We start from the raw sequence: 6,643 nt of genomic DNA, 5'->3' as shown, positions 1-6,643 counted from the left end.
AGAAACGCCGCGAAGTTCTTGACCCTTTGCACGTAGTCATGTTGGGTCTTCGGGGCCAACTTGCGGATCGTCATGTCTTCGATCATGCGCCGGCGCAACGGGCTCATTGCCTCGTCGGTCATGGGGATGCTCCTGTCTTGGGTGAGGTTGTTGCAACCCCTCAATCTCAAGACAGGACGCCCCTTGGCGCTATCGGCTTGGCCACCCTGTTTGCCGCAGCGGCCTACCGCGCGAGCGGTTTAGTCCTATGGCCCTCTTGAGACATGCCGGCCGTGTCGCGCAATGTCCGCTTTCAAGGGTAACCCGGAAGAAATTTGCTCAGGTTGAGTTCTTCTCAGTTTGACCCCCAACGGACATTCGGTTCAGGTAAGGTTCCGGGGCTGCCAATCTGTTCCAATGCGCGGCTGTGTCCGTATTTGTCCGCCGTCTCCAAAGTTGATTTTCACTGAAACGGAACGATTGCCCGCCCTCCGCTTGAATCGGAAAGTACTTGGCGCGCAGCGCCCACTTTGGCGCACGGTTCAACGGAGTAACGGTGATGGGTTACAGAATCTTCCTTGCCGGCGCGTCCGGAGCCATCGGCAGGCGCCTGACGCCGCTCCTGCACGGCGCTGGCCATTACGTCTGTGGCAGCACCAGATCGGAAGCGAATGCCGACGCGCTGCGCGCGCTCAGGGCTGACCCGGTCGTGGTCGACGTCTTCGACGCGCCGGCGCTATCACGCGCCGTCGCATTAGCACGCCCCGATGTCGTGATCCATCAGCTCACCGACCTCCCGAAGGATCTTAATCCACGCGAGATGGGAGCAGCGATCGTTCGCACCGCCCGCATCCGTAGCGAGGGAACGCGGAACCTCGTCAGGGCCGCAATTGCGGCGGGGGCGCACCGATTGGTGGCGCAAAGCATCGCGTGGGCCTACGCACCGGGGCCCGAGCCGCACGCGGAGACAGACCCGCTCGATACCGGGGCCAAGGGAGAGAACGGTATCAACATGCAGGGAGTAATCGCGCTGGAAGATCTCACTTTAAAATCGCCGCCGCTCGAGGGCGTCGTCCTTCGCTACGGCCAGCTTTATGGCCCCGGAACCGCTTCGGACCGGCCCTCAAACTCTGCGCCCATTCATGTGGATGCGGCGGCTTATGCCGCTCTGCTGGCCATCGACCACGGCGACCCGGGCATCTATAACATCGCGCAGTCCAACAGACACGTTGCGACCGAAAAGGCACGCGCCGAGCTGGGTTGGACTCCTGATTTTCGTCTTCCGGCCTGACGATTTTCGCACGCGGTCCAGCGCTCAGGCCGTGGCGATGCCTCGGCGCGCGCGACGTTGTGGCGCGTCGCTTGCCAGGCGAGACCGAAAGTGATGGGTGCGCAGTCAGAACGGCGCTGATGACCCGATGCGGACATAAACCCACGCCCTTTCCTCGCCCGACGTCAAAAAGCGCTATTTATGTCCACGCCCTACTAGGATGGTTGGTGGCGCGCCTTTAACTTTTACATAGAAGACAAGTAGTTTTGCGGCCTGCGTCGCACTAGCGTTGCGGCTCACAATGTGGACGTCCGTAGGCGCTTCATAAAAGACCTCACCGGTATTTACGGTTTTTGGGGCTTCACCTTCTACCTGCGTGACGACGCTCCCCTCCAAAACATAGACGAAGAGATCTGCATTATGCCGATGCGGCTCCGAGACTTCGCCCGGAGCGAAGTCGACGACTTCGACCATACCTTCCTTCCCAGGAAAGTCGGGAAGCTCTTTGGCCATCAAAGTTGTTGCTTTTCCGGTCCCTGCGTTGGCGCCAGTAAATGGAGCTGTGGTGCCAAGTGCGAGCAACAGAGAGAGCGCTAATCTGTTCATTGTATGAGCCTTTCCCTTAGAGTGAGCCAGTCTTTAGGCGGTCGCGTACTCGTTAGACTTCATGAACTAGTTTGGTTACGTCCATGATCTACCTCGTGAACTACAACATGAGCGGAAGTGCGGGCGGCGGACTGTAAGCCGTATAGAGCCTTTTACAAATTGCTCACCGGGAAGGAGTTGCCTTGGCCTAAGGCCGCCTCAGTTGTCGGCCTCTTCCATATCAGGATGTCGCCCATTGGCCCGGCGCGGCTGTTGGCGCCGCGCAGGATATTTCCGAAGATCGGGGGCAACCGGAAGTCCCTGCCGTGAGGCCAAGCGGCGCTTCTGACCCGATTCGGACACCGTGTGCGGACCCACTCACTCGATCACTTCGGGGTACCGAGGCTTGGCTTGCCGGGTCGGGGGAGCCGAGTTCTGAAACCGGTGCCCGTGGCGACAGATTGACCAAAAGATCACTTGGTTGCGCTTGTTGCGCGCTTCAGAGTCACCACAGCAGTACCCCCACGGGACGCCGGTGTAGGGTTCTTATACGTGAGCTCGTCGCCGTTGATCGCGATGAAACGCTTCTGATTCGAATTGTCCCACGCGGGAAAGCTGCCGCCGATAACATGTAAGGATATTGAATGTTCAGATTCATTGACTTTGTAGTCGCCAAACATCGCGATTAGCCCCTCCAGAGCGGCTTCGCTTTCCCCGGCGGTCGGAAAGTCGCGGCGGGCATATTTTGGCCGTCCCGGACGCATGACATTGATTGAGAAGTGATCTGCTGCATCGAACATGAAATATCCTTTCGGATCGGAACCAAATATTTGCGTTGTTTTCCCGGTCCTTTCATTCACGTTTACAAATGAAATGACGCTCCAAGTGCCTACAAGCTGCTGTTTGAGCGGATCTGCGGCTCCCGCAGATAACGTGCCGCATGTAAGAGCTGCGGCTATCGGAATTGACCATAGTGCTTTCATGGTGCTCCCTCCGGTTTTCAGGAACGTTCCATCTATGAGGGTTGTGGGCTGGCCGCCCAGCGTAGTCTGAGCCTCGAAATCATTGTACGGGGCACTCTGCGGTCAGTGGGGCAATTCATCCCACAATACCGCACCGACGGCCAGCACGGGATTGACCACACCAAGACGCGGGCATGCGTTCGAAAAAGGCAATCGGCCACGCTACGAGCCACTCCGGAGGTTGTTCCAGGTGCGCCCACGATCATGTCGGCGATCTGGCGGAAGCCGTCGAGCGAGAAGGCCGGGGCCTGTGGTGCAAGACAGGACAGCGGTCGTTGGAGCGTTCGGCGTGCCTAGCGTTGCTTATGATCGCGAGAAAGCCGGCAACGAAGGTCCGGTTCTGGCCCCTTTGAGACATGCCGTCGGACTCTGACAATGTCCGCTTATTGGGAAGACCCGAAGTACGGATAAGCGGCGCGAATGGCGTTTTCGGACAGAGCGCAATGTCCGTCATGTGTCCCCGAATGCGCTTCAAAGTGGACAACCCGGATCATCGGCGGATGTAGTCGACGATCCGAGAAGAAGCCCGGGGCCTAAAAGGGAGCCGGGTGAGGCCAGCGCACGCCATCGCCGTGCAGCTCATGAACACGCTCGCGGGCTGCCGGCACCGCATTGATCGCATGGTCCATTGAGCCGGCTGACCTCGTTACTTTAACGAATTCGCGCGGCTCAGCAGCGGCACCAGACCATTTTCATGCGCGGAGATAGCACAACAACGGTCAGTTGGTCTCATTATCCGGCGAGCGAAAGCTCCTTAGCTCCACATTTGGAACACAAAACCCATATATCCGCATCACGCTTTACTTCCCGTTCCCTGGCGAATTGCAACTGAGCCCTCCAGCCTCGGAGTCCTGAGATGCAAGAGTATTGCGCCTACGTCGTTGGACCAGACCGCCACATCATCAACCGCATAGACCTGCTCTGTGAGAGCGAAGATCAAGCTAAACAGTGTGCCGTGCGATTGGTGGACGGCCAGAAGATAGACCTATAGCAACGCGACCGCCGGATCGCGAGATTTAAAAGGCGACACTAGGCCGCCGCGCCGGCTCGGTCTTCCTTGTCCTCGCCACGCAGTACGATCTTGAGCGCATCATCGGGGAGCGGTCGTTGCAACGCCTTGGCCTCGTCCCGCGGCGCGCGCATCCAGACGTCGCGCTCCTCGTCGGTGGTCAGGATCACCGGCATGGCCTTCGGATGGATCGGCTCGACCACCGCGTTCGGGCTTGTCGTCAGGAAGCCGTAGACCTAATGCGGTCCCGCGATCGGCTTGGATTTGGTGCCGCGATCACCGTTGAACGTCGTCCAGATGCCAGCGAAGGCGAATAGCGGCCGGTCCTCATTGACCGCGAACCAAACCACGTCCTTTTTCTTCGCCTCCGGGTTCGGCTCCGGCGCGTACTCGGCGAAGCTGTTGGCTGGAACGAGGCACCGGTTTTCCGGCTTCAGCTAGCCTCGCCAGTGCGGAGATGACGTGTTGCGGATGTTCGTGACTGGTGGACCGCCCGTGCGCGGCGGTGGCGGCATGCCCCAGCGCATCAATGTTAGCTCGCGCCCGCCTTCGACATTACGAACAACTGGCGCTGGGTAGTCGGGGAACACCCCTGGCATCGGCGCGAGGTTGCCAACGTAGCGGTTGACCACGCGGAACAGCGCGCGGATCGCTTCTGGGTTCGTGGTGATCGAATAGATGGGGGTCATTGCGGTTGCTGCTCAAAAGGCTCAGCCTGGAAGGGAACCCTTGTGCCAGCAACCGCAATCAGACAAGATTGCACATTGACCGAGCCTTGGTATGGCCGGTCCACCCGGACGCTTAATCCTCGCGGCATTGCCTGTCGTCGCAACCGCCGCTGTAATGCCCGGCCATGAGCACCAAATCCCGTCAGGTCATCTACGGCGGCCCGGTCATCGGCGCGAAGATACGCGCTGACTTGGCGCGCCAGCGGGCTGTAGAGGCCGCCCGTGAGGCGGGCATATTATCCGGTTGACGACAGAGCGCGAGATCACGCCTCGGTAGTATCTCAGTTTGAATCCGTCTTGACGGTGGGCTTTCTGCCTCCAATTCGTGCTACGCTTAGCGGAAAACAGAAGTTGGGAGGATGCCGTGAAGAAGGTATTGGAGGACGCAAAACGACTGCATGACGAAAGCGTGCGGCGACTTGCTGGCTTACAGTCCGGGAAAGTTAAACCCTCTGAGGGCTACACCAAAGAGGAGGTCATTGAGGCCCTAAAGAAAGATATTGCCGCAACTAACAAGATACTTGACCGGCATGGCCGGAGAGACGATCCCAAGAGGGCCTAAAGGCGAGGCCCAGTTGTCCGCGTCGGATCGTTACTCCGGGCGCTCCCGGCGTGCGGACCACGATGATGACCGTTACGCCATTTCCCGTCGTGCTTGATCTCATGCAGCCAGTCGAGCCTTGCGGGCGTGGAGCGGACTTCGTCGTTGCGCTTGCCGGCGCGCAGGGCGTCGAAATCGGCCGGCCTCACCGACGAATGGTGGGGTGGCAACGACGTCAATGACGGGAGCGAGGGTCCACGTCATCCGCCGGCTATGTGGCGCGCGAAGACTGGTACACCTGCCGCGCGGTGCGGCAGGAGTTGCGGGCCGCGGTCGATGCGCACCGTACGAACTGACAATTTGCGGTTGATGGCCCGGCCAGTAGGGCTTGCGGTGCGCGGATTCGTGCTGGCATTCGCCGCGTAGCCCCTTGCTTCGTCTCCGGGTGCAGCTTCTCGTACAGCACTTTGCGTCGGTTTGACGTGCCTTCCAAGGTAATCGCTATGTGCGCTCAGGCTTCAACAATCCGCGACCAGATGATGCAATCACTTTGATGCGCGCTCCCAATGCCTCCTCGACATCCCCACCATTTCCCAGCGCAATTAAGCGCACTGTCTGCTTCTTCTTTCGGATCATCAAGCGGCCCAGAGTCTTTAGCACAGCTGGCTCGGCGTTCTGGCCTTTCAGCGCTCGCCGCATGAAGCCTGCCAGAATGTCGGTGGCTTGGATGAATAACTCGCTCCTTGAATCCACAAATGACACGTTGTCGGTGATCAGTTTCTTTATGTTGAAGCCGTCCACCGATTTGCGCGAGCCGTCCGGGGACCACATATCCTTTTCCATCGAAAAGGCGCGGTCGAAATATTTGTAATTGAAACCCTCGTCGTCTACGAACGCAAATGGTTTGCGCCTACTCATAGCTTCACCCATCGGTCCAATCACATCGCGCCACCAGTTTTCTTGCGATGTGATTCTACTAGGGTCCTTAGCGTCGATAACCCACTCGAATTGCGCCAGCTCCCTCGGCCGCCGCTGAGCGAAGTACATCGAAGCTTCTTCAGCTACGATCCAGGCTAACTGGAGCATAACGACGCATTGAATGTAGAGCTGGGCTGGCATCTTCTCCAATGATCTTCGCAGTTCCCAAACGCTGTCGATTAGGGATTGGTGATGTTGGTTCGTAAGATACTTGGTAATCCCTAGTGCTTGCTCAGCTTGGTGTCGGGCGACGCTAGCTTGATCTTTCGCCGCGTCCGTCGCGACGACGTGCAGCAGGGCGTCGTGCCGATGCAGGACGTCAACCAAGGTGGATAGGTGCTTCGCGTCCAGTTCGGCGGATTTTAACTCGCCATCCCGCCTCGGCCAATCGTGGGAGAAGCGAAGCAATTCGCGCCGACACGGACCAACAGATCGATGGGGGATCGTTAGCGCAGACGCCAGCGAGATGCCATCACCGCTGATAAACCGTCCGGCTTCGTCGATGAAAATCCGCATGAGCCTCGTTCACCG

At 58.8% G+C, this 6,643-nt stretch carries 5 protein-coding genes and 1 pseudogene; 2 read left to right on the top strand and 4 right to left on the bottom strand.

Going from position 1 to position 6,643, the window contains the following annotated elements; all coding sequences use genetic code 11:
* Positions 1-490: 490 nt before the first annotated feature.
* Entirely contained in the window at positions 491-1,270 is a 780-nt protein-coding gene (locus YY7_RS0137740) for an NAD-dependent epimerase/dehydratase family protein (protein WP_245287546.1), read from the top strand.
* A gap of 174 nt (positions 1,271-1,444) precedes the next feature.
* Here the strand turns inward: YY7_RS0137740 and YY7_RS59005 are convergent, their stop codons facing one another.
* The 3 genes and pseudogenes from YY7_RS59005 to YY7_RS54075 all read right to left on the bottom strand — a co-directional run bounded on the left by YY7_RS59005 (position 1,445) and on the right by YY7_RS54075 (position 4,554).
* A complete protein-coding gene (locus YY7_RS59005; protein WP_080664018.1) occupies positions 1,445-1,855 on the bottom strand; it encodes a cupin domain-containing protein in 411 nt (136 codons plus the stop codon).
* A gap of 452 nt (positions 1,856-2,307) precedes the next feature.
* The gene (locus YY7_RS59000) at positions 2,308-2,817 is read right to left on the bottom strand and encodes a lipocalin-like domain-containing protein (protein ID WP_080664017.1); all 510 of its coding nucleotides are present in this window, start codon (positions 2,815-2,817) and stop codon (positions 2,308-2,310) included.
* A 1,068-nt stretch (positions 2,818-3,885) separates the two neighbouring features.
* Positions 3,886-4,554: pseudogene (locus YY7_RS54075) on the bottom strand (SOS response-associated peptidase).
* A gap of 403 nt (positions 4,555-4,957) precedes the next feature.
* Between YY7_RS54075 and YY7_RS0137705 the strand changes: the two are divergent.
* On the top strand, positions 4,958-5,155 hold the full coding sequence (locus YY7_RS0137705; RefSeq protein WP_155255488.1) for a hypothetical protein: 198 nt from the start codon (positions 4,958-4,960) through the stop codon (positions 5,153-5,155).
* Positions 5,156-5,635: 480 nt separating this feature from the next.
* Here YY7_RS0137705 and YY7_RS0137700 read toward each other — a convergent pair whose 3' ends face one another.
* A complete protein-coding gene (locus tag YY7_RS0137700; RefSeq protein ID WP_028167713.1) occupies positions 5,636-6,628 on the bottom strand; it encodes a DUF3800 domain-containing protein in 993 nt (330 codons plus the stop codon).
* Between the last annotated feature and the right edge of the window lie 15 nt (positions 6,629-6,643).

The organism is Bradyrhizobium elkanii WSM2783 (assembly GCF_000472865.1).
In the GTDB taxonomy this organism is placed as follows: Bacteria; Pseudomonadota; Alphaproteobacteria; order Rhizobiales; family Xanthobacteraceae; genus Bradyrhizobium; species Bradyrhizobium elkanii_A.
This window is presented reverse-complemented; position numbering and strand designations above follow the sequence as displayed.